The organism is Neisseria sp. HMSC074B07 (assembly GCF_001810355.1).
GTDB lineage: Bacteria > Pseudomonadota > Gammaproteobacteria > Burkholderiales > Neisseriaceae > Neisseria.
The window spans coordinates 174,238-196,559 of record NZ_KV800981.1; the positions used below are offsets into that span (position 1 = coordinate 174,238).

The 22,322-nt window shown below is 53.1% G+C and carries 22 protein-coding genes; 16 read left to right on the forward strand and 6 right to left on the reverse strand.

All coding sequences use genetic code 11. From position 1 onward, the window contains the following. Positions 1-166: 166 nt before the first annotated feature. Together panB and panC are read left to right on the forward strand one after the other, a co-directional pair. Complete coding sequence (gene panB / locus HMPREF2726_RS11960; RefSeq protein ID WP_070603478.1) at positions 167-955, forward strand: 3-methyl-2-oxobutanoate hydroxymethyltransferase; 789 nt, start codon at positions 167-169, stop codon at positions 953-955. Positions 956-1,126: 171 nt separating this feature from the next. Continuing rightward, the gene (panC, locus tag HMPREF2726_RS11965) at positions 1,127-1,963 is read left to right on the forward strand and encodes a pantoate--beta-alanine ligase (protein WP_070441704.1); all 837 of its coding nucleotides are present in this window, start codon (positions 1,127-1,129) and stop codon (positions 1,961-1,963) included. A gap of 71 nt (positions 1,964-2,034) precedes the next feature. On the opposite strand, the gene HMPREF2726_RS11970 is transcribed toward panC, so the two are convergent. Then, on the reverse strand, positions 2,035-2,760 hold the full coding sequence (locus HMPREF2726_RS11970; protein WP_009311950.1) for an SIMPL domain-containing protein: 726 nt from the start codon (positions 2,758-2,760) through the stop codon (positions 2,035-2,037). 139 nt (positions 2,761-2,899) lie between these two features. Further along, positions 2,900-4,312 carry a Trk system potassium transporter TrkA gene (gene trkA, locus HMPREF2726_RS11975; protein ID WP_070603480.1) on the reverse strand — a complete coding sequence of 471 codons (1,413 nt, stop codon included), beginning with the start codon at positions 4,310-4,312 and terminating at the stop codon, positions 2,900-2,902. 391 nt (positions 4,313-4,703) lie between these two features. Here trkA and hisS point away from each other — a divergent pair, with 391 nt between their 5' ends. From hisS to xerD, 10 genes are all read left to right on the forward strand, one after another. After that, positions 4,704-5,999, forward strand: a complete 1,296-nt coding sequence (hisS, locus tag HMPREF2726_RS11980) for a histidine--tRNA ligase (protein ID WP_009311946.1) — start codon at positions 4,704-4,706, stop codon at positions 5,997-5,999. Continuing rightward, complete coding sequence (locus tag HMPREF2726_RS11985; protein ID WP_070603482.1) at positions 6,000-6,629, forward strand: YfgM family protein; 630 nt, start codon at positions 6,000-6,002, stop codon at positions 6,627-6,629. 582 nt (positions 6,630-7,211) lie between these two features. Continuing rightward, positions 7,212-8,669 (forward strand): ribosome biogenesis GTPase Der, encoded by a 1,458-nt coding sequence (gene der / locus HMPREF2726_RS11990; RefSeq protein ID WP_009311940.1) that lies wholly within the window; start codon positions 7,212-7,214, stop codon positions 8,667-8,669. A gap of 369 nt (positions 8,670-9,038) precedes the next feature. Beyond that, the gene (gene hfq / locus HMPREF2726_RS11995; protein WP_003755341.1) at positions 9,039-9,329 is read left to right on the forward strand and encodes an RNA chaperone Hfq; all 291 of its coding nucleotides are present in this window, start codon (positions 9,039-9,041) and stop codon (positions 9,327-9,329) included. Between the two features lie 90 nt (positions 9,330-9,419). Continuing rightward, the gene (locus HMPREF2726_RS12000; RefSeq protein ID WP_009311937.1) at positions 9,420-9,989 is read left to right on the forward strand and encodes a tRNA 5-(aminomethyl)-2-thiouridylate-methyltransferase MnmM; all 570 of its coding nucleotides are present in this window, start codon (positions 9,420-9,422) and stop codon (positions 9,987-9,989) included. Between the two features lie 52 nt (positions 9,990-10,041). Next, positions 10,042-10,416 (forward strand): SirB2 family protein, encoded by a 375-nt coding sequence (locus tag HMPREF2726_RS12005; protein ID WP_003742658.1) that lies wholly within the window; start codon positions 10,042-10,044, stop codon positions 10,414-10,416. Positions 10,417-10,431: 15 nt separating this feature from the next. After that, entirely contained in the window at positions 10,432-10,926 is a 495-nt protein-coding gene (gene folK / locus HMPREF2726_RS12010; RefSeq protein WP_009311935.1) for a 2-amino-4-hydroxy-6-hydroxymethyldihydropteridine diphosphokinase, read from the forward strand. Positions 10,927-11,147: 221 nt separating this feature from the next. Beyond that, positions 11,148-11,783, forward strand: coding sequence for a deoxynucleoside kinase (locus HMPREF2726_RS12015; RefSeq protein WP_070603484.1), 636 nt, complete (start codon positions 11,148-11,150; stop codon positions 11,781-11,783). Positions 11,784-11,892: 109 nt separating this feature from the next. Further along, complete coding sequence (locus HMPREF2726_RS12020; RefSeq protein WP_003742666.1) at positions 11,893-12,330, forward strand: peroxiredoxin; 438 nt, start codon at positions 11,893-11,895, stop codon at positions 12,328-12,330. 341 nt (positions 12,331-12,671) lie between these two features. Continuing rightward, on the forward strand, positions 12,672-13,547 hold the full coding sequence (xerD, locus tag HMPREF2726_RS12025; RefSeq protein WP_009311931.1) for a site-specific tyrosine recombinase XerD: 876 nt from the start codon (positions 12,672-12,674) through the stop codon (positions 13,545-13,547). 69 nt (positions 13,548-13,616) lie between these two features. Here xerD and clpA read toward each other — a convergent pair whose 3' ends face one another. Further along, positions 13,617-15,902 (reverse strand): ATP-dependent Clp protease ATP-binding subunit ClpA, encoded by a 2,286-nt coding sequence (clpA, locus tag HMPREF2726_RS12030; protein WP_009311929.1) that lies wholly within the window; start codon positions 15,900-15,902, stop codon positions 13,617-13,619. 1 nt (position 15,903) lies between these two features. Continuing rightward, positions 15,904-16,215 (reverse strand): ATP-dependent Clp protease adapter ClpS, encoded by a 312-nt coding sequence (clpS, locus tag HMPREF2726_RS12035; protein ID WP_003755322.1) that lies wholly within the window; start codon positions 16,213-16,215, stop codon positions 15,904-15,906. 312 nt (positions 16,216-16,527) lie between these two features. Here clpS and HMPREF2726_RS12045 point away from each other — a divergent pair, with 312 nt between their 5' ends. Beyond that, on the forward strand, positions 16,528-16,731 hold the full coding sequence (locus HMPREF2726_RS12045; RefSeq protein WP_002217533.1) for a cold-shock protein: 204 nt from the start codon (positions 16,528-16,530) through the stop codon (positions 16,729-16,731). A gap of 82 nt (positions 16,732-16,813) precedes the next feature. Next, positions 16,814-17,041 (forward strand): branched-chain amino acid ABC transporter, encoded by a 228-nt coding sequence (locus HMPREF2726_RS12050; RefSeq protein ID WP_070603489.1) that lies wholly within the window; start codon positions 16,814-16,816, stop codon positions 17,039-17,041. A 214-nt stretch (positions 17,042-17,255) separates the two neighbouring features. Here the strand turns inward: HMPREF2726_RS12050 and HMPREF2726_RS12055 are convergent, their stop codons facing one another. Then, positions 17,256-19,481, reverse strand: coding sequence for a DNA internalization-related competence protein ComEC/Rec2 (locus HMPREF2726_RS12055; RefSeq protein WP_009311926.1), 2,226 nt, complete (start codon positions 19,479-19,481; stop codon positions 17,256-17,258). A 158-nt stretch (positions 19,482-19,639) separates the two neighbouring features. Then, positions 19,640-20,548, reverse strand: a complete 909-nt coding sequence (locus HMPREF2726_RS12060) for a Dyp-type peroxidase (protein ID WP_070603491.1) — start codon at positions 20,546-20,548, stop codon at positions 19,640-19,642. A gap of 132 nt (positions 20,549-20,680) precedes the next feature. On the opposite strand from HMPREF2726_RS12060, the gene HMPREF2726_RS12065 reads away from it, so the two are divergent. Beyond that, entirely contained in the window at positions 20,681-21,766 is a 1,086-nt protein-coding gene (locus HMPREF2726_RS12065; RefSeq protein ID WP_070603493.1) for a metallophosphoesterase, read from the forward strand. Positions 21,767-22,039: 273 nt separating this feature from the next. Beyond that, on the forward strand, positions 22,040-22,240 hold the full coding sequence (locus tag HMPREF2726_RS12070) for a (2Fe-2S)-binding protein (RefSeq protein ID WP_003755307.1): 201 nt from the start codon (positions 22,040-22,042) through the stop codon (positions 22,238-22,240). The last annotated feature ends 82 nt before the right edge of the window (positions 22,241-22,322 follow it).

Below are 22,322 nucleotides of genomic sequence, written 5' to 3' on the forward strand. Positions count from 1 at the left end.
GGGGTCCCGAGTTCGACTCTTGGTGCCGGCACCAATCAAACAGCCCGATTGTGAAAGCAGTCGGGCTGTTTTGCGTTTGCCGTTCGGGTGGCAGGGCGGCGGGCATTTCACTATAATAGCCCGTTTTAATCTAAAAGGTCGTCTGAAAAAGGCGGAATACATTCTAATGATTACTGTGAACACACTGCAAAAGATGAAGGCAGAAGGCGAAAAAATCGCCATGCTGACCGCCTATGAATCCAGCTTTGCCGCGTTGATGGATAACGCCGGAGTCGATGTTTTGCTGGTGGGCGATTCCTTGGGCATGACCGTGCAGGGGCGCAAATCCACGCTGCCCGTCAGCCTGCGCGATATGTGTTACCACACCGAAAACGTCGCGCGCGGTACGGAAAACGCGATGATTGTCAGCGACTTGCCTTTTGGTGCGTATCAGCAGAGTAAAGAACAGGCGTTTGCCGCCGCTGCCGAACTGATGGCGGCGGGCGCGCATATGGTCAAACTCGAAGGCGGCGTTTGGATGGCGGAAACCACCGAATTCCTGCAAATGCGCGGCATTCCCGTCTGCGCCCATATCGGCTTGACTCCGCAGTCCGTGTTTGCGTTTGGCGGATATAAAGTGCAGGGGCGGGGCGATAAGGCGGAAGCCTTGTTGGCAGATGCGAAAGCACACGACCAAGCGGGTGCTGCCATCGTATTGATGGAATGCGTGCCGGCGGAATTGGCGAAAAAAGTAACCGAAACCGTCTCTTGCCCGACCATCGGTATTGGCGCAGGTGTGGATTGCGACGGACAAGTTTTGGTCATGCACGATATGCTCGGCATTTTTCCGGGCAAAACCGCCAAATTCGTCAAAAACTTCATGCAGGGCAAAGACAGCATCCAAACCGCCGTTGAAGCGTATGTCCATGAAGTCAAAGCCAAAACCTTTCCCGCTGCGGAACATTCGTTTGCTTGATACCCTCAACTGAAAAAGGTCGTCTGAAAAGGTTTTCATCGTGAAAACCGAATTTCAGACGACCTTTGTTTGTCCGTGTTCCCAGCGTATAATCGGCGCGTGATTTTCGGGCTGACAAAACATAGTGGCTGCGCGCCGCAATCCCGAAAAAGATAAAGGACATTTTCCACCATGCAAATCATTCATACCATTAAAGAATTACGCGAATGGCGCAAAAACGCAGGCAGCGTTGCCTTTGTGCCGACTATGGGCAATCTGCACGAAGGCCATCTCGCCCTTGTTCGCGAAGCCAAAAAACGCGCCGACAACGTCGTAGTCAGCATATTCGTCAACCGCCTACAATTCGGACAGGGCGAGGATTTCGACAAATACCCGCGCACCTTGCAGCAAGACGCCGACAAACTCGCCAACGAAGGCATAGCCGTCGTGTTCGCGCCCGACGAAAAAGAGCTGTATCCCAATGTCGAGCAACGTTTCAACGTCGAACCGCCCAACCTCCAAAACGAATTGTGCGGCAAATTCCGCCCCGGTCATTTCCGCGGTGTCGCTACTGTCGTCAGCAAACTTTTCAACATCGTCCAACCCGATACCGCCTGCTTCGGCAAAAAAGACTATCAGCAGTTGGCGATTATCAAAGGCTTTGTCGAAGACCTGAATTTCAATATCGACATCGTTCCCGTCGATACCGGCCGCGCTCCCGACGGGCTAGCGCTTTCCAGCCGCAACCAATACCTCAGTGAAGCCGAACGCGCCGAAGCCCCGCGCTTGTACCGCGAATTGCAACGCGTCGCTGCCGAACTCAAAAACGGCAATCTCGATTACGTCGGTCTGGAAACAGAAACCGTCCGCCGCCTGACCGAAGCGGGCTGGGTGGTTGATTACGTCGAAATCCGCCATGCCGAAAGCCTCGCCGTCGCACGCACCGGCGACAAAGCCCTCGTCGTCCTCGCTGCCGCTCGCTTGGGAACGACGCGTCTGATTGACAACTTGGAAGTCAGCTTGGCTTGATTGTTGAAATAGAAAAAGGTCGTCTGAAAACCGGTTTGGGTTTCAGACGACCTTTTTGTTGGAAGAGCGTTTTACATCTGCACCAAGCCGTTGACTGTAATGCTGATTTCTTCTGAGCCGGGAGAAGGGGCTTGGATAGCGTTGTTTTCGTCGCTTGCCGAACGCTTGAACATGGCAGCTTCGGCATTCATCATTTTGGCGCGGGCGAAACCGTTGTCTATGGAGCGGTTGCCGATGTGGCCTAAATTGAGTTTGACGATTTTGTAGTTGGAAAAACCGAGCGTTTTCGCTAAGTCTTGCGCGCGGTCTTTGAAGCGCAGGATGGCGGCTTTGCTGACTTGATCTACGGCAGCTTCGCGTTTTTCTTTGGATATGCTGAAGCCGATGCGGTTGAGCGTGGCAGTTTGCAGCGTTTCGTCAATCAGGCGGTTGATGGCGTCAAAGTCTTTGCTTTCGACTTTGAACACGGCTTCTTCTTCCCAACCTGTTTGGATGCGTTTGCCGTTGTTGTTGTATTCATAGCGCGGGCTGGCGCTGCGGTTGAGGATTTCGGTTTGGAGTTTGTTGTTTTGTACGGCTTTGTTGAAATCGTTGAATTTTTTCTGAAACGCTTTGTTCACCGTAGCGCGGTCTTTGCCTTCGGAAGCAATGCTGAAGTAGGCGGTCATGGTGTCGCGGGTTATTTCGAGATTGGCAGATTCTGCAAATTCGATCATGTTGTAATGAAGGGTGTCGGTTTCGGCTGCGGCGGGCAGGGCGGTTGCGAGCACGAGGGCGGCAAGGATGGGGCGTAACATGGATTTTCCTTTGGGTATCGGATGTGGAAACGGATGATGTTGGGTAATTTGTGTCGGGTCGTCTGAAAGCGCGGCTTCAATGAAGTTGAAAAAAGGTTCTGACTTTGCTGCAACAGGTTTCAGACGACCTTTGACGGTGTCAGCCGAAAAAGCCCATTTTGACTTGGATGAGTTTTTCAAGCTCGGGCAGGACGCGGCGGCGGGAGACGAAGAAGATGATGTGGTCGCCGTCTTGGACAATGGTGTCGGTGTGGTGTCCCATGATGACTTCGCTCGTTTCGGCACGGACGATGGCGGCGATGTAGCAGTCGCCCGGCCATTTGATGCCGCTGATGCGCCTGCCGACGATGGCGGAAGTGTTTTTGTCGCCGTGGACGACGACTTCGATGGCTTCGGCAGTGCCGCGTCTGAGGGGGTGGACGGCAACAATGTCGCCTCGGCGGATATGGGCGAGAATGGAGCCGATGGTGATGAGGTGCGGCGACACGACGATGTCGATTTTGTTGCCTTCGAGCAAATCGACGTAGCTGGAGCGGTTGACAATGGTGACGACGCGTTTGGCACCGAGGTTTTTCGCCAACAGGCTGGACATGATGTTGTTTTCGTCGTCGTTGGTCAAGGCGCAGAATACGTCGATTTCGTCGATGTATTCTTCGTCCAGCAGCGTTTCGTCGGTGGCACTGCCTTGCAGGACGAGGGTGTTGTCGAGGTTTTCGGCGAGCCACTCGGCGCGGCGGGGGTTGTGTTCGACGATTTTGATGTCGTATTTGGATTCGAGCTGCTTGGCAAGGCGGTAGCCGATGTTGCCGCCGCCGGCAATCATGATGCGGCGGGTGCACGCTTCTTTGGGGCGCAGTTCGCGCATGATGATGTTGACACTGCTGATGTCGGCGGCAAAAAGTACCTCGTCGCCTTCGATAATGACGGTTTGCGGTGTGGGGACGATGAGGCGGTTGTTGCGGTATATGGCGCAGATTTGGCAGTCCGCGCCTTCGGGGAGGTGTTGGTTGATGTCGGCGATTTCACGGTTGACGAGCAGCCCGCCTTTACGAGCCTGTACGATGACCATGCGGACTTTGTTGCCGGCAAACCTCAATACCTGCAATGCGCTGGTGTAGCTGAGCAGTCCGACGAGCTGTTCGGTAACGAGCTGTTCGGGACTGATGGTTTCGGTGATGTCGAAGACGGTAAGGCTGCCGTTTTCCGTATCGTCGTTTTCGGGGTAGGGGTATTCCAGATATTCGCTGGAACGCACGCGGGCGATGCGGCTGGGGATATTGAAGAGGTCGGCGGCGATTTTGCAGGCGACGATGTTGGTTTCGTCGCTGCGGGTCAGGGCGAGCAGGAGGTCGGAATCTGCCGCGCCCGCCTGTTCGAGGATAAACGGGGATGCGCCGTTGCCGAGTATGGTTTGGACGTCGAGGCGGCTGCCGATGTGTTGCAGGGCTTTTTCGTCGATGTCGATAACGGTAACGTCGTTGCTGGAAACGGAGGCGAGGTTTTGCGCGACGGTCGAGCCGACCTGTCCGCTGCCGAGGATGAGGATTTTCACGGTTTGGGCGGGTGGTTGGGTAAGGATGATGGGATTGTATAGTATAGTGGATTAAATTTAAATCAGGACAAGGCGACGAAGCCGCACAGTACAGACAGTACAGAACCGATTCACTTTGGTGCTTCAGCACCTTAGAGGAATCGTTCTCTTTGAACTAAGGCGAGGTAACGTCGTACTGGTTTAAAGTGAATCCACTTAAAACAAAATAAAAAGGCTACAATGTCATCCTTGCCGCATTTCGGCTGCTTGGAATATATGGGGTCGTCTGAAAAATTGCCACACCGGTTTTCAGACGACCTTTTAGCCCAAATCCTTCATCGCCGAAACCTCACAACTCCTTAAAAATCAGCTATAATTGCCGACTATTTTGATTACGGTATCCCTATTTGAAATGGCACAAAAAATCCAATCCGTCAAAGGCATGAACGACCTTTTGCCCGTCGAACAAAAAGATTTCAAGCTGACCGCTGCGTTTTGGCAGGCGTTTGAAGATGTGGTCGGCCGTTGGACGCGTGCTTATGGTTATCAGCAAATCCGTACGCCGATTGTCGAGCAGACGGGTTTGTTTGTCCGTTCCATCGGCGAAGAAACTGATGTGGTCGGTAAGGAAATGTACACTTTTTCCGATTCCAACGATTCTTTGAGCCTGAGCCTGCGGCCGGAAGGTACGGCATCCTGCCTGCGTGCGGTGGTCGAACACAATCTGTTGTACAACAGCCCGCAAAAGCTGTGGTACATGGGTCCGATGTTCCGCCGCGAGCGTCCGCAAAAAGGACGCTACCGCCAGTTTCATCAGGTCGGTATCGAGGCGTTGGGTTTTGAAGGCCCGGACATCGACGCGGAAATCATCGCGATGTCGGCGGATTTGTGGGACAAGCTGGGTATCCGCGATTACCTAACTTTGGAAATCAACAGCTTGGGCAACCGCGAAGAACGTGCGGCGCACCGTGCGGCTTTGGTCGAATATCTGACCCGTTATGAAGACAAATTGGACGAAGACAGCAAACGTCGTCTGAAAACCAATCCGTTGCGCGTTTTGGATTCCAAAAATCCCGATTTGCAGGAAATCTGCAATGCCGCGCCGCATCTGACCGATTATCTGGGTGAGGAATCGCGCAATCATTACAGCCGTTTCAAAGCCATGCTGGAAGGCTTGGGCATTCAATACATCGAAAATCCGCGACTGGTGCGCGGCTTGGATTATTACAACCAAACCGTTTTTGAATGGACGACCGACAAACTCGGCGCGCAGGCGACGGTGTGCGGCGGCGGCCGTTACGACGGTTTGATTGAAGAACTCGGCGGCAAGCCTGCGCCGTCTATCGGTTTTGCAATGGGTATCGAGCGTTTGCTGCTGCTGGTTAGCGAATATGGTTCGCTGGAAGTCAATGCCGCGCCTGACGTGTACGCCATGCATCAGGGCGAGGATGCGGATTTGCAAGTGATGAAATACGCACAAGCCTTACGCGTACAAGGTTTCAACGTGATGCAGCATTCCGGCTATCAAAGCCTGAAAGCGCAAATGAAAAAAGCCGACAACAGCGGCGCGCGCTTTGCTCTGATTGTCGCGCAAGACGAATTGGCGAACGGTATGGTTACGCTTAAAGACATGAACGGCGCACACGGCCAGCAAACCGTCGCCGCCGACGATTTAATCCACACTTTACAACAATGGAAGAATGCATAAATGGCAGCCCATCTCGAAGAACAACAAGAATTAGACAATTTTAAATACTTTTGGAAAAGTACCGGCCGATGGCTGTTTGCCCTGCTGATTGCGGCGGCGTTGGGCTATTTGGGCTATACCATGTATAAGAGCCATAAAACCTCGCAAAGTCAGGAAGCTGCCGAAGTATTGGCGAAAATCGTCGATAAAATGCAGGCAAAAGCCTCGCAAGCCGAAGTGAATGCCGATTTGACCAACCTCCAGCAAAATTACCCGGACTCCATTGCCGCCGCGCAAGCGACGCTGATGGCGGCTGCGACCGAATATGATGCCCGCCGTTACGATGTGGCGGAAGGTCATCTGAACTGGGTGTTGAAAAACCAAAAAGCCCCGCTGGTTCAAGCATTGGCGGCGCAGCGTTTGGGTATCGTCCTGTTGCAGCAGAAAAAATACGATGCCGCGATTGCAGCCTTGAATACGAAAGTTGAAGCCGATTTCGAGCCGCTGCTTTTGGAAGCGAAAGGCGATGTTTATGCCGCGCAAAACAAAACCAAAGAAGCCGTGCAAAGCTATCAGCAGGCTTTGGAAAAGCTGCCTAAAGAAGCTATTGAACGCGAATTGCTGCAAATGAAGCTGGATTCGCAAAAATAAGGTCGTCTGAAAAATTGAAAGACGTATGCGGCTTGTCGGAATCTTTCCGGCAAGCCTTGTCTGTTTTAATTGTGTTCCACTATATTTTCAGACGACCTTTTGTTTGAAGACGTATCATGCAGGGACAAGATTCGCCGAACAGGTCGTCTGAAAAGGCAGATTATTTGGCTTTGCGTTTGAGTAGAAAATACATAGGTACGATATAAAAGAGCGTGCTGATAATTAATGAGACTATGATTTTGAGTGGTCGGTCTGTTTGATAAACGCCAAACAATAAGCCAATCCCGAAATTCACAGGGAGAAAAATGCATAGTGATGTTAAGATGATCTTTTTCATTGCGTAAAATCCATTAACTATGGCCGGATGAAACTTGCCATACCGTATTTGTAGTTGATAAGCGCAGGCAAGTTCCCCAAGTCGAAGATGGCTGTATGGGACGGAAATTCCAGCTCAAGCCATTGTTCTGTTGAATCTATTTTCAGACGACCCCTTATCCTTTTTAACCTACCGTGTTTTGAAAAACACCTGCTCGTGTTGCAGGTTCGCTTCCGAACCGACACTTGACACAGAAAGACCCTATCATGAAACCCACCATCGCCCTTGTCGGCCGCCCGAATGTCGGCAAATCCACCTTGTTCAACCGCCTGACGCGCACCAAAGACGCGCTTGTGCACGACCTGCCCGGCCTGACCCGCGACCGCCATTACGGACACGGCAAAATCGGCAGCAAACCTTATCTCGTCATCGATACCGGCGGTTTTGAGCCGGTTGTGGACAGCGGGATTTTGCACGAAATGGCGAAGCAGACCTTGCAGGCTGTCGATGAAGCCGACGCCGTCGTGTTCTTGGTGGACGGCCGCACCGGTCTGACCCCGCAAGACAAAATCATTGCCGACCGCCTGCGCCAAAGCCCGCGCCCCGTTTATCTGGCGGTAAACAAAGGCGAGGGCGGCAACAGAGCCGTGCTTGCCGCCGAGTTTTACGAGTTGGCATTGGGCGAGCCGCACGTTATTTCCGGTGCGCACGGCGACGGCGTGTATTACCTGATTGAAGAAATTTTAGAAAACTTCCCTGAGCCTGAAGCCGAAGAAGCTGATGTAAAACATCCCGTTTTTGCCGTTATCGGTCGTCCGAATGTCGGCAAATCCACGCTGGTTAACGCCATTCTCGGCGAAGAGCGCGTGATTGCCTTCGATATGGCAGGCACGACGCGCGACAGCATCCACATTGATTTTGAACGCGAAGGCAAACCGTTTACCATCATCGATACCGCAGGCGTTCGACGTCGCGGCAAAGTTGATGAAGCGGTGGAAAAGTTCTCCGTTATCAAAGCCATGCAGGCGGTTGAAGCGGCAAACGTTGCCGTTTTGGTGTTGGACGCGCAGCAGGACATCGCCGACCAAGATGCCACGATTGCCGGTTTCGCCTTGGAAGCAGGGCGTGCGCTGGTGGTTGCCGTCAATAAATGGGACGGTATCAGCGAAGAGCGGCGCGAGCAGATTAAACGCGACATTTCCCGCAAACTATATTTCCTCGATTTTGCCAAGTTCCACTTCATTTCCGCATTGAAAGAACGCGGTATCGACGGATTGTTCGACAGCATTCAGGCAGCCTACAACGCCGCCATGATTAAGATGCCAACGCCGAAAATCACCCGCGTCCTGCAAAGCGCCATCGAACGCCAACAGCCGCCGCGCGCAGGTTTGGTGCGCCCGAAAATGCGTTATGCCCACCAAGGCGGCATGAACCCGCCCGTGATTGTGGTGCACGGCAATTCGCTGCACGCGATTTCCGACAGCTATACGCGCTACCTGACCCAGACGTTCCGCAAAGCCTTCAACCTGCAAGGTACGCCGTTGCGGATTCAATACAATGTTTCGGAAAATCCGTATGAAAATGCGGAAGACAAACCGAAGAAAAAACCGCTGCGCCGCGTCAGCCTGAGCAACCGCATCGAGAAACGTGAAGGCCGCAAGGAAGAGAAAAACCGTTTTAAAAAGAAAACCAAAGTCAGTGTGAAAAAACAGTACAGCAAATAAATCTGACGGAACAAGGGGCGTGCCGCGAGGTGTGCCCCTTTTAGATTGCAGTCGGGACGAATAGGGCGGTTGGAGGTAAATCCATCTTGAAGATGGTTTGATAAGATGTTGTAACCGAAAGGTTTTATTCAGTAACAAGGTCGTCTGAAAATCCAAATCTGCCAATCTGTTCCCTATGGTAAAAATCGTTTGTATTAAAATGATTTGTATAACACGTTCGGGTAAAAAATCGTTTGAAAGCCCGTTGTTTGATAGAGGTTTGCATATTCTTACGGAAAAATAGTTGGTAATTTTTCTCGTTCGGGTCTACAATCCGACACATGTTCGTTTTCAAAACGATTTCAAAATCATAATAATGGAGCTTAGAATATGACAGCTAAAGGACAAATGTTACAAGATCCTTTTTTGAATGCGTTGCGTAAAGAGCACGTTCCGGTTTCGATTTATCTGGTCAACGGTATCAAACTGCAAGGCCAAGTCGAGTCGTTTGACCAATACGTCGTTCTGCTGCGTAATACTTCCGTTACCCAAATGGTTTATAAACACGCCATCTCAACGATCGTTCCTGCCCGTGCCGTGAGCCTGCAACACGAGAACAAACCCCAAGCCGCTGCGGCTGCTCCGGTTCAAGTTGAGACCGTGCAACAACCTGCCGAATAATGTATGTAACGCATTAATCGATTCTGATACCTTACCGCTTGGCCGGTAAGGTATTTTTATTTTCAGACGACCTCTGTACGGTTTCATCTTATGCGGCTCGAAAACATCCTCCCTTTTGCACACTCGCTTCTCAAACAAGCCTTAAAACCCGATGCCCGCGCTTTGGACGGTACGGCGGGAAACGGCAACGATACGCTGATGCTGGCGCGTTCGATCGGCAGCGGCGGGAAAGTGTGGGCGTTTGACGTTCAAGAGCAGGCATTGGCAAACACCCGAATGCGCTTGGAAGAAGCCGGCATGGCGGATAGGGTGGAACTGATATTGGACGGACATGAAAACCTTGCCTCCCATATCCGGGAACCGCTGGATGCGGCGGTATTCAATTTCGGCTGGTTGCCCGGCGGCGATAAAAGCTGTACGACAAAAGCAGCAACCAGTATCCGCGCGTTGGCATCTGCCTTGTCATTGCTGAAAACGGGCGGGCTGGCGGTTGCCGTCTTATACCCAGGACATGAGGCGGGGCAGCATGAAGCGCAGGCAATCGAAGATTGGGCGCGGCAGCTGCCGCAGGATGAATTTGCCGTTTTGCGTTATGGCTTTATCAACCGCCGCAACCGCCCGCCGTATTTGTTGGCGTTTGAAAAGTTACGTCAAGAATGAATGTTTGGGGTAGAATAGGCGCTTCTTTCAAAAACAATAACGTGCGACCGCTATGCAATATCTGTTTGTAAAATACAGCCATCAGATTTTCGTTACCATCACCATTTTGGTGTTCAATATCCGCTTCTTCCTGCTTTGGCGGCATCCCGACAAACCTTTGGCGGGATTCTGGAAAGCCCTTCCCCATCTCAACGACACCATGCTGCTCTTTACCGGCTTGTGGCTGATGAAGATTACCCACTTTTCGCCCTTCAACGCGCCCTGGCTTGGCAGCAAAATCCTGCTGCTGCTGGTTTACATCGGGCTGGGCATGGTCATGATGCGCGCCCGTCCGCGTTCGCCGAAGTTTTATACCGTTTATGTTTTGGCAATGGCCTGCGTCGGCTGCATCGTCTATCTTGCCAAAACCAAAACGCTGCCGTTTTAAAGAGGTCGTCTGAACATGCCGCAAACCCATTTTGCCGTCATCGCCTTGGGCAGCAACCTTGCCGAACCCGACCGCCAAGTCCGCGCCGCTTTATCCACGCTGGAGGCGCATTCGCAGATTCAAATCGAAAAAACTTCCTCGCTGTATGTGACCGCGCCAGTCGGCTACGACGAGCAGCCTGATTTCGTCAATGCCGTTTGTTCCGTCCGCACTTCATTAGACGGCGTTTCGCTGCTTGCCGTGTTGAACCGCATCGAATCGGATTTCGGGCGGGAACGCACGTTCCGAAACGCCCCGCGCACATTGGATCTGGACATCATCGATTTTGACGGCATTTCCAGCAACGATCCGCATCTGACCCTGCCGCATCCGCGCGCGCACGAACGCAGTTTTGTGATGAAGCCGCTGGCAGAAATCCTGCCCGATTTTGTTTTGGGCGGACACGGACGGGCGGCGGATTTGGCGGCCGCTTTGGGCGATGAAGGAATACGCCTGTTAGAAGCCGTTTGAAGCAAGACGGTGAAATAAAAACATCTGTTTGCTTCAATCGCGTGTCAAAGTTTATATTTGAAGCAACTAGGTTTAAGAGGTCGTCTGAAAAGGGAAATGGCTTGGAAGTTTCCTTTTTCAGACGACCTTTCAAGAAGGACGGCGGCAGGTTTGGGCAAACTCCGTCGGTCTGATAAAATGCCACCTTTCCAAAATATCAAAACAAAATCATCCATCAAACCATGAACTACCGTTATATTGTCGTCGAAGGCTCCATCGGCAGCGGGAAAAACGCCTTGAGCCGCCGCCTTGCAGAACATTTCAGCGCGCTGTCGCTGGCGGAAAACCCCGAACACAACCCCTTCCTCATGAAGTTTTACGCCAACGCCTCCCATCACGGCTTGGCAACCGAGCTTTTTTTCCTGATGCGCCGAGCCGAAAGCGTGGACATCATCAAAAACGAATACGCACAAGGCGGCATGGTGGTCGCCGATTTCCTGTTGGAAAAAGACCGGATTTTCACGCCGGTCGTGTTGAATGAAGACGAGCAGCAGCTCTTCGCCGATTTGAAACAAAAAATCCTGCCGCAGTATCCCGCGCCCGATTTGGTGATTTACCTGCAAACCGCCGTGGACGGCAACCGCAAACGCCTGCAAAAACGCGGCGACGGCATCATCAATCTTTTCCCCGAAGGCTATTTGGGGCGGATACACGAGGGATACAGCCAGTTTTTCCACCTTTATCAAAATTCCCCGTTGCTGACCGTCAATGCTGACGAGTTGGACTTGCAAGGCAATGACGAACATTTCCAACTGTTGCTCAATGCGCTGAACGATTTGCAGGGAACGCGCAATTATCTGAATTTGAGCGAATGCTGACGCAGTTTGCAAGATTGTGGTGAAACGCCGAAGCGGCTATGTTGGGGATTCATTTTATTTCCTTGCCCGCTACTACGTTTCCGTCTTAGGTCGTCTGAAAGGAGACATCATGACCCAATACCGATTCACTTTGCCCTCAAGCAGCGGCAACGACTTCGATTCTGCCGAACATCTGCCGCTGATTGTTTATTTCTACCCCAAAGACAGCACGCCCGGCTGCACCACCGAAGGCTTGGATTTCAACGCCCGTTTGCCGCAATTCAAAGAACTCGGCTATACCGTCGTCGGCATCTCGCGCGACGGCGTGAAATCGCATCAGAATTTCTGTGCTAAACAAGGTTTCAATTTTGAATTGTTGAGCGACAAAGACGAAACCGTGTGCAAAATGTTTGACGTGATCAAGCTGAAAAAACTGTACGGCAAAGAGTCTTTGGGTATTGAACGCAGCACATTCGTATTGGACGCAAACGGCGAAATCATCCACGAATGGCGCAAAGTCAAAGTCGCCGGACACGCGCAGGAAGTGTTGGAAACGCTGTCCCGATAAACCGTAATGCAGCAAAAGGTCGTCAATCAGGGCAGGGTTGCCTGTCCTGATTTATAGTGGATTAACTTTAAACCAGTACGGCGTTGCCTCGCCTTGGCTCAAAGAGACATTCTCTAAGGTGCTGAAGCACCAAGTGAATCGGTTTCTGTACTGTCTGTACTGTCTTGCGGTTTCATCGCTTTGTCCTGATTTAAATTTAATCCACTATACTTTATTTTTGATACGCAACTTAACGGTTGTCGTTATTCCCGCCTGCGCCGGAATAACGGAATTTGATGACTGCCGGATTTAAAGTTAAGTATGTTTGCGATACCCCATCTTCGGACTACCCGTAAAACCTCATGACCGACGAACTCATAGACAAACTGCTCGAATCGCTGTGGCTGCAAGACCGTCTCAGCCATAACACCTTGCAAGGCTACCGCCGTGATTTGGAAAAAATCGCCGCGCGTTTGGAAGCGGGCGGGCATACTTGGTTGGATGCCGAAGCCGCCGATTTGGCGGATGCCGTCTATGCGGCGGACGAAAAGCACAGCTCGCAGGCGCGCGCCCTGTCCGCCTGCAAACGCCTATACGCCTGGTTGGAAGAGACCGAGCAGCGGACGGACAACCCGACCCGTTTCCTCAAAGCCCCGAAACAGACGCAAAAGCTGCCCACCCTGATTACCGAAGCGCAAATCGAAAACCTGCTCGCCGCGCCCGATACCGACACGCCGCACGGCCTGCGCGACAAAGCCCTGCTCGAAGTCATGTACGCCACAGGTCTGCGCGTAACCGAAGCCGTCAAGCTCCAACTGGGTGACCTCGACCTCAACCGCGGCTGCATCCGCACCATAGGCAAAGGCGACAAACTGCGTATCGTGCCTATGGGCGAAGAAGCCGTTTACTGGGTTGAACGCTATTGCGCCGAATCGCGCCCGCTACTGCTCAAAAACAAAATCTGCGACGAAGTCTTCGTCAGCCAAAAACGCAGCGGCATCTCCCGCCAACTCGCGTGGATGATTGTCAAAAACTACGCCGAAACCGCCGGCATCACCTCGCTCAGCCCGCACGGCCTGCGCCACGCCTTCGCCACCCACCTCGTCAATCACGGCGTCGATTTGCGCGCTGTACAACTCATGCTCGGACACGCCAACATCAACACCACCCAAATCTACACCCACGTCGCCAACATCCGCCTGAAAAACATCGTTGACGAACATCATTCGCGGAATTAAACGATTCCATTGAAAAAGGTCGTCTGAAAACAGAAATCTCGTTTTCAGACGACCTTTTGCCTTTATCCGTCAAACCGCTGCTGCTTCAGGTTTGGCTTTGTTTTTCTTGAATTTCAACACGGCTTCTTCTTTCGCTGCATCCCAGTCTATCCGCACGAAGCCGCCGTCGGCGAGTTTGCCGAACAGGAGTTCGTCGGCGAGCGGTTTGCGGATTTTTTCCTGAATCAGGCGGTGCATCGGGCGCGCGCCCATTTGCGGGTCGAAACCTTTTTCCGCCAGATACTTGCGCAATGCCGGCGTGAATTCGGCTTCGACTTTTTTGTCGAGGAGCTGGTGTTCGAGCTGGAGCAGGAATTTGTCCACGACTTTGGCGATGACGGGTTCTGACAAGGGCGCAAACGGGATAATCGCGTCCAAGCGGTTGCGGAACTCGGGCGTGAAGAGTTTGTTGATTGCCTGCATTTCGTCGCCGCGTTCGCGCTTGGCGGTAAAGCCGAGGCTGGGGCGGCTGAGGCTTTCCGCCCCTGCGTTGGTGGTCATAATCAGGATGACGTTGCGGAAATCGGCACTCTTGCCATTGTTGTCGGTCAGTTTGCCTGCGTCCATGACTTGCAGGAGGACGTTGAAAATGTCGGGGTGGGCTTTTTCGATTTCGTCTAAGAGCAACACGCAGTGCGGGTGTTTGTTGGCGGCTTCGGTCAAAAGGCCGCCCTGGTCGAAGCCGACGTAGCCCGGCGGCGCACCGATAAGGCGCGATACGGCGTGGGGCTCCATGTATTCGGACATGTCGAAGCGTTGCAGCGGTACGCCCATCGAGTAGGCAAGCTGTTTGGCAACTTCGGTTTTGCCGACGCCGGTCGGGCCGGAGAAGAGGAAGCTGCCTATGGGTTTGTCGGGCAGGGCGAGACCGGAGCGCGACATTTTGACGGCGGCAACCAGCGCGTCGATGGCGTTTTCCTGACCGTAAACCATGTTTTTCAGATCGCGTCCGAGGAATTGCAGCACTTGTTTGTCGTCGTGCGACACGGTTTTTTCGGGAATCCGCGCGACTTTGGCGATGACGGTTTCGATTTGCGCTTTGCCGATGACTTTTTTCTGTTTGGATTTGGGCAAAATCCTTTGCGCCGCGCCTGCTTCGTCCATTACGTCGATGGCTTTGTCAGGCAGGAAACGCTCGTTGATGTAGCGGGCGGAGAGTTCGGCGGCGGCTTCGAGTGCGCCTTGCGTGTAGCGGACTTGGTGGAAACCTTCGAACATCGGTTTCAAGCCGCGCAGGATTTGCACGGTTTCGGCGACGGTGGGTTCGACCACGTCGATTTTTTGGAAGCGGCGGCTTAGGGCGTGGTCTTTGTCGAAAATGGTGCGGTATTCGTCGTAGGTAGTCGCGCCGATGCAGCGCAGCGAGCCTTTCGCCAACGCGGGTTTGAGCAGGTTGGACGCGTCCATCGTGCCGCCGCTGGTGCTGCCCGCGCCGATGATGGTATGGATTTCGTCGATAAACAAAATGGCGTGCGGGATTTTTTCGAGCTGTTTCAAGACGGATTTGACCCGCGCTTCAAAGTCGCCGCGGTATTTCGTGCCCGCCAAAAGCGAGCCCATATCCAGCGCGTACACTTCGGCATCTTTGAGCGCGTCGGGAATGTCGCCGTTGACGATTTGATGCGCCAAGCCTTCCGCCAGCGCGGTTTTGCCCACGCCTGCTTCGCCGACCAAAAGCGGATTGTTTTTGCGGCGACGGCACAGGATTTGTACCAGCCGTTCCATTTCGTGTTTTCTGCCGATTAAGGGGTCGATGCGGCCGGCTTTGACTTCGGCGTTGAGGTTGACGGTGTAGTCCGACAGCGAGCCGCTTTTCGATTCGACGGGGTCGTCTGAATCATTGTCGGGGTCGTCTGAAAAGCCTTTGTGTTCGTCGTCTTCGGTTGCGCCGTGGGCAATGCAGCGCAAAACTTCAAAACGCGTAACCGATTGCAGTTTGAGGAAATAGACGGCATGGCTGTCGGTTTCGCTCATCAGCGCCACCAAAACGTCCAAAGGCTCGACCAAGCCTTTGCCTGCGGATTGGGTATGCACCATCGCCCGCTGGATGACGCGCTGGAAGCCGAGCGTGGGCTGGGTTTCGACTGTGTCCAAAAGGTGGTCGGGAATCTGCGGGGTATTTTCGGCAACGCTGGCGGCGAGCTGTTCGGACAACACTTTCAAATCCGCGCCGCAGAGCTTGAGGACGTTGGGGACGGAGGCGTCTTCTTCGATTAACACCAAAAGCAGATGCTCGAGGCTGATGAATTCATAATGAGCCTTACGCGCTTCGCGGTAAAGCTGCTGCAAAATCTGTTCCAATTCGGGTGAAAGCATATTAAATCTCCTCGACAATACATTGCAGCGGATGCCCTTCGGCTTTTGCCCGCTGCATGACCTGCTGCTGCTTGGTTTGGGCGATGTCCCGTGTGTAAGTGCCGCACAAGCCTTTGCCTTCGTGATGAACCAACAGCATCACCGCCACCGCCTGCTCCTGTCCGAGCATGAAGATTTCGGTCAGGATTTCGACGACAAATTCCATCGTGGTGTAATCGTCGTTCAGCAAAAATACGCCGTAACGTTTCGGCGGGGCGGTTTTTTGGTCGCTTAAAAGTGTATCGGATTCGTGATGTGTGTTTGGGTTGTTCATAAATATTTTGGCTTTGTGGAAGAGGATTTGTTTTCAGACGACCTTGTGAAAGGTTTGATATCAAATGAATCTATAAATATAGTGATTATAAGGTTTATTTCGATTTCTGTTGTATTTTGGTCGGTTTCCGCCATTTTCGCACTTTTTCCCTTGTATGGCTTGACGTTTTGGCTTAACAAATGTAAAAAGACGGTTAAGCAGAAGCTGGCACTCGACCAAGTATATAAAGCTAGGGAGAAACGCTGAACGTTTAAGTTTGCTGTATGCCTTATTTTGCTGATTTTGTTAATTTTTAAGTATAGGAAGTTTCTAATGGCAACCGGTATCGTAAAATGGTTTAACGACGCTAAAGGTTTTGGTTTCATCACTCCTGACGAAGGCGGCGAAGATCTGTTCGCTCACTTCTCAGCGATCAACATGGAAGGTTTCAAAACCCTGAAAGAAGGCCAACGCGTGTCTTTCGACGTAACCACCGGCCCTAAAGGCAAACAAGCTGCTAACATTCAGGCTGCTTAATTAAACGTGCGGCTTATGCCGTAGAATAATGGCGGGATTGATTCCCCGCCATTTTTTATTGTCTATGAGAAACGGAATCCATATGGCAGAAGACAAACAAAACGCCGCCTACGAAAACGCCCTGCGGCAGTTGGACGAACTCATCGCGCATCTTCGCAGCAGCGAGGAAGTCAGCTGCGCGGTGGCGGAACAAGAAGACCTGATGCTGATACGGCTTGCCGATTTGAAAATCGATTTGAGGCCGAATGATGAAAAAGCGATAGCGGATATTGACCGGTTTTACCGCCGCCATTTGGGCGACGGTAAATGAAGACGGATAATGCACAAACGCGTGATGAAGGTCGTCTGAAATCTCTATTTCGCCCCTGCCTGTTTTTTGGGCAGTCTTATTTTTCCTTTTAGTATCAACCGTTAATCCGATATATCCACAACTGGATTCACATAAAGCAAGGATAACTATATTTTTACGGCATAGAGGCTTTGGGGTCGTCTGAAAACCTGTTTCTATCATTCGGCAAATACGTTTACTCAAACGGCTTTTTCTGCCAATAAAACTTATCCTTTTTCAGACGACCTTTAAAGACTTCATCGCCGCCCAGCTCAAATACCAATGCACCCGACAAATCCGTCCGCAACAAAGTCGCGCCGTGTGCGCGGACGCGGTTTTGGACGGCGGGAGTGGGGTGTTTGTAGGCGTTGGCGTAGCCGCTGGAAGCGACGGCGTATTTGGGGGAGACCGTGTTGAGGAAACCGCCGGATGAAGCCGTATTGCTGCCGTGGTGTCCCAATATCAAAACCTGGCTGTACAGCGAGCTGCCGTAGCGTTCTACCAGCCCCGCTTCGCCTTTGACGCCCAAATCGCCCGTAACCAGCAATGCCTGTCCGTCGGAAACGACGCGCAGGACGCAGCTTCGGTCATTGTCTTCGCCGACCGGGTTTTCAGACGACCTCAATAACTCGAAATCCACGCCGTCCCATTGCCATTGCGCTTCGGCGCAAAATTTTGCGTTCGGATAAAACTCAGGCTGTCCCGCCAGCGTTTCGCCGATTTCAATATCGGAAACGGCGTCCAAACCGCCGTCGTGGTCGCTGTCGTGATGCGACAGAATCAGCGTGTCCAAACGGCGTACGCCCATGGCGTTCAGGCTTGGCACGATGCCTGTTTGCGCCGCCTGCGCCGTACCCGTGTCAAACAGCAGGTTGCGGTCGCGCGTCTGTACCAACACCGACAAACCCTGTCCCGCATCCATCACGGTAATTCGCGCCAACCCGTCGTCCAAACGGTCGGGGCGGTAAAACACAAATCCAGCCAACACCAAACACGCCCAAGGCCGCAGACCCAGTCCTCGCGGCAACAGCCACAGCAAAGCCGCTGCAAAAGCCAAAACCAACAGCGGCACAGGCGCGGCGGCTACGGCAAATTCGGGCGACACCTCCGCCAGCCAAACCAAGCCGCGCAAAGTGTATTCCGCCAAACCTGCCGCCGCCCATTGCAAAGGCGCAAACGGCAATACCGACCCCAGCAGCGCCAACGGCGTCAGCACCCAAGAAAACCAAGGAATCATCGCCGCATTGACCAAAGGGCTGATGATGGGCAACGACGCAAAAATATAGCCCAGCAGTACCACCGACAACACCGTCGCCGCCCATTGTCCGCGTACAGCCAAACGCCAGCCGCGTTCTTTCAGACGACCTGCCGAAGCCCAAATTAAGGCGGCAACCAAGCCGAACGACAGCCAAGTGCCGACGCCCAAAACCGCCGACGGATCGAGCAGCAACACCACCGCCAAAGCCTGCCACCACGCCGTCCAGCCCGAAGACAGGCTGCCGCGCCACCAAGCCCAGGCAAACGCCGCCAACATCAAAACACTGCGCTGCGTCGGCACGGAAAAACCCGCCAGCAGCGCATAAAACAAAGCCCCTGCCGCGCCGCCCGCCAAAATCCACACGCGCGGTTTTGCCGGTATCCAAGACAGTCGTCTGAAAATCAGTTTGACCAGCCAACCCGCCAACACCGCCACCATCGTAACGTGCAGCCCCGAAATGCTGACCAAGTGCGTCAAGCCCAAAGGTCGGAACGCCTGCCACAGTTCGGGCCTCAACGCCGATTGTTCGCCTATGCTCAAAGCCCGCATCAGACCGATACCGTCCGAAAAATCCGGGCTGTCCGCCCCGACAGCCTGCCAACGGCGGCTGACCGCATCGCGCCACACCGCCAAGCCGACACCGCCGCCCTCGCGAACCAAGCTCCTGCCTTTGCCCAGCGTACCCGCACCATCCAAACCGTTTGCCAACGCCCAAGCCTCGCGGTTCAGCCCGCGCAGGTTCACTTCGCCGATAACCGGCTTGAGCCGTGCCGACACCTTCCAGCGGCTGCCCACCGCCCAATTGCGTTTCTGATAATCCGACAGCAATAAATCAAACTGCCGCCCGTCCTCCGTCCACGCCTTCGCCGCAAACTGCACCCGCCGCCCGTCGCCGCGCGGCATATCTGCGACTTCAACCGTCAACACCGACTCCGAAGACCCGTTCAGCGGCCATTGCGCCGACAAAGCCGCTTCCGTCCGAAACACGCCGTAAGCCGCGCCAAGCAGGACACACAGCATCATTCCCGCCGCTGCAAACCGCCGCGAAGCCGCCAGCAAAACCAATGCCGCCGCCAGCCACACGCCCCAATGCGGTACAAACGGCAAAGCGAACGAAGCGATGACGCCGACTGCCCAAAACGGCAATCCATAATATTTCAGCAAAACTGTTTCCCTTTTTATTATTAGCTTTGAAATCAGGTGGGGATAATAATTGAATTTCCTACAAACGTCATGAAAAAGGTCGTCTGAAAACCTGAATCTCAAGTTTTCAGACGACCTTTCGTCTTAGGGCTTCAATATTTCACATCGGCAACGCGGTTTTACAAATCCTGCAAACGCTCGACCGAAGGGGCGTAGTAATATGCGCCGGAAACGGCGGTGGAAAGATGCTTGAGCAGCAGGTCGGTTTTGCCGTCGGCATCGCCGAACATATGTAAAAGCTGTACTTCGATGTTGTGCAGGGTGTGGCAGTAGGCGGTAAACATCAGGCCGTGTTCGCCGCTGATTTTGCCGAAGGGCAGGCTGCGGCGGACGATTTTCAGACCCACGCCGTTTTCTTTTAGGTTGACGCGGCCCAAATGCGAATCGGGCAGGCGAACGTCTTTGCTGAATTCTTCGTTGGCTTCTTTGCTGCGGCTGACGCTGGCTTCTTGTTCAGCAACGGGGACGGCATCCCATTTTTTCAGGTCGTGCAGGTATTTTTGCAGTAGGACGTAGCTGCCGCCGGCATCGGGTCGGCCTTCGGGGATAATGGCGACATTGCGGACGTTTTCATCGCCTTGCGGGTTTTCGGTACCATCGACGAAGCCGTCCAGTCCGCGCTCTTCATACAGGCGTAAACCGTGTTCTTCGGTAGCAACGCTGATGCTGTCGCCGAACGCGGCCAGGACGGATTGGGCGAGTGCGAAGGCGGCGTTTTGGCGGTAGGCTTGGATATGGATGTAAATATCGTGCTGGGTCGCAGGGGCAAGACCGTTGCCCATGACGGGGAAGGGCTTGATTTCGCTGCCTTCTTCTGCGTGTCCGAACGCTTTCCATGCGTCGCTGCCGAAGGCGATGGTCATGCCTAAAATATCTTCGGGAAAGCGGGTTTTGAGGGTTGCCAAGGCTTCAAGCGAGCTTCGGCAGGCGGTTTTGATGTCGTCGTAGCGGCCGTCGCGGATGTCGGCTTCGATGAATATGCCGGCTTGGGCGTGATCGGGGATGATGGCGGTTTGCGGGCGGTTCATTGTCTTTCCTTTTCGGTTTATTGGATTTTTCAGGCGGTATTATAGCACTTAAGGTTTTCAGACGACCTCGTCTGAAAGGGCGGATATGATAGAATCCGCCGTTTGTTTTTTGATTTTCAACAGGTTCGCTTTATGTTTGGCACGATGTTTTTGATAATGATTGTATTGCTCCAGCTTTTCACGTTCGGACTGGGGCGTTCGTTGCAATGGCTGTTCGCGCCGGTGGTCGGCAAGGCAGGCAGGCGTTGGCTGATGGGGGTGTCGTATTTCGTGACCAACGGCCTGCTGGCGGGGCTTTTGTTGGAATTGGGACATTTTATGTTCCGCATCATGGCGTTTTGGATGGTGTTGCTGCTGTTTGTGATGTATGCGGCACTGGCGACGTTTGTCCTGTTCCTGCTGCTGCGCAAATTCGTGGCCAGTCGGTCGCTGTCGCGCAGCCTGCGCTTGTTTGCGCCGCTGTTCGTATTAGGTTTGGTCGGCTTGGGGATGTACAACGCCTATACGCCCGTTGTCCGTCATCAGACCGTCGTGATCGATAAGAAAATGGATAAGCCGCTGCGTATCGGCATGGCAAGCGACCTGCACTTGGGAATTTTGTTCGGCGCGCGGCAACTGGATAAGCTGGTGGACATCATGAACCGCGAAAAAGTCGATTTAATCCTATTGCCGGGCGATTTGATGGACGACAACGTCGATGCCTACCGCAAAGAGAATATGCAGCCGCATCTGGGTCGTCTGAAAGCGCCGTTGGGCGTTTACGCGACTTTGGGCAATCACGATATGTTTGGCGACAGCGCGCGCATCCGCCATGATCTTGAGGCGGCGGGCATTACCGTACTCGGCAACCAAGTGTTGCAACACGATGCTTTCCTGCTCGTCGGCCGCAACGACGATGTGGACCACGACCGTCCGTCTGTTTCTCAGTTGCTGGAAAACCACAATACCGACCAGCCCGTTTTGCTGATGGATCACCGCCCGACCGAAGTCGAGGCGCACGCCAAGCTGCCTATTGACGTTCAAGTTTCCGGTCATGTCCACAACGGTCAAATCGCGCCGGCAAACCTGATTGTGCGCACGCTTTACCGCCTTGCCTACGGCTACGAGGAAATCGGCGGAAGACATTTTTTTGTCACGTCCGGCTACGGTTTCTGGGGGATTCCGCTGCGCTTGGGTTCGCAGTCGGAAGTGTGGGTGATTGATGTGAAGGGGAAATAGCGGTATTGCAAAATGAAAAGATAAAAAATACAGGCTTGCCGTTGCGCAGCCTGTATTTTTTTATTTGTTGTGAAATGTTATGACGTGCGCGGCTTTGTTGTTTTTAGAATGTGGTTCCAATCTATTGAATCAATCGAAACAAGGAAATCAATAGAAAATTACCAAATAAAACCGTTCGAACCGGTCTTGCAATGCAAACTGTTTTTATTTATATTTACGTTTAAGAATAAAACACACTATCAATACTGAGCGAAAGAAAACACGGAGCACATCATGTTTGTTTGCATTTGCAACGCCATTACCGACCACGACATCAAAGAAACCATCGCTGCAGGCGCGAGTACCATGAGCGATTTACAGGCTCAATTGGGTGTTGCGACCTGCTGCGGCTGCTGCGGCGAGTTGGCGGCTTCCTTCCTGAATGCCAACAGTGCGCAAACGACAGTTACCGCCGGTATCAATGTGCAATCCTAATCTTGTCTAAAGCATTATCAAAGGTCGTCTGAAACCGAAATCTAAGGTTTCAGACGACCTTTGCATTGACGGCAGCCTTTAT